General features: G+C 37.6%; 1 protein-coding gene. It reads right to left on the bottom strand.

Annotated features, from left to right (window positions below; genetic code table 11):
- Window positions 1-47: 47 nt before the first annotated feature.
- The gene (locus tag B0G52_RS35185) at window positions 48-944 is read right to left on the bottom strand and encodes a hypothetical protein (RefSeq protein ID WP_094051102.1); all 897 of its coding nucleotides are present in this window, start codon (window positions 942-944) and stop codon (window positions 48-50) included.
- Between the last annotated feature and the right edge of the window lie 82 nt (window positions 945-1026).

Below are 1026 nucleotides of genomic sequence, written 5' to 3'. Positions count from 1 at the left end.
CCTGCTAGCTACGGGGCAGCTTGGTCTTTACCCCGACTGAACTCTCATCAGCTAGTTGTGCCTAACTTGGCTAGGCGCGCGTTCAACTTATATAGCGAATTATAATAAGTATTCAGAATAGAATTAACATCAGTCCGTATAAAGAAGTGTTTTAACTGTAAAGCAGGTTCTTTATAGTGCATGGTTACACATTTGACTAATAAAGTACGCATCGCGTCATATATCTCGGAATTATTGGCACTGACAGCTTGTATGACTAGGTGAGGGGTATAATCCTTAATATAGATATCGATAAGATCATTCGTATCCTCAACAAAAAAATTCACAATTTTAAGAACACTCTTTGGTTGCTTTACTTTTTCCAATACCTCAAGAATTGAATCGGTTGATATATAATAATTGTCATGATTCTGTCTAAACCTGACTAGCGGGATAGCTTCGATTAGTAAATCAATATAATCATCTAACTCGTTGTACTGTCCAATCAACTGAAAAAAGGCCATTTGAATCCGAATGTTATTTTTGTCTTTAGTTACTTCGCTCAATTGATCTAAGATTCCTTTTGTCGCAACATCAAGTCTAGCTAAGGCTTGGATGCTTATTACACGAACATTGATATTCTCTGATTGGTCGATTGCATACTCCAGTAAAATTTGAATCAAGTCATTATTCGCGAATTCCTTGTAGTGTTGAACAACCTGAATGGCATTGTAACGGGCTACAAAATCCCCTTTACCAGCTACATACTCAAGAAGATAATCAAAGATCTCTCTTGTTCTCACAAGATTAGCCAGATCTTCCGAATCAACAGACAACCAGATTCCACGCGCAGTGTTCTTTTCAAAAATTTTCTTAAAAATAAATTCTCTTTGAGTTGTTGATAATCTTGATTTTTCAAAACTCAACAAATACTTTGGGTCTTTTTCCAGTAAAGTAAGCGTCAAATAGCCCCCACCTAGCGGCGGGAGCGGAGTAAGACTAAACTAATGTTACTTTTTACTTATGCGGCAGTCAGCCGGCAGCGCC

The organism is Cohnella sp. SGD-V74, from assembly GCF_003001675.1.
Classification (GTDB): domain Bacteria; phylum Bacillota; class Bacilli; order Paenibacillales; family Paenibacillaceae; genus Cohnella.
This window is presented reverse-complemented; position numbering and strand designations above follow the sequence as displayed.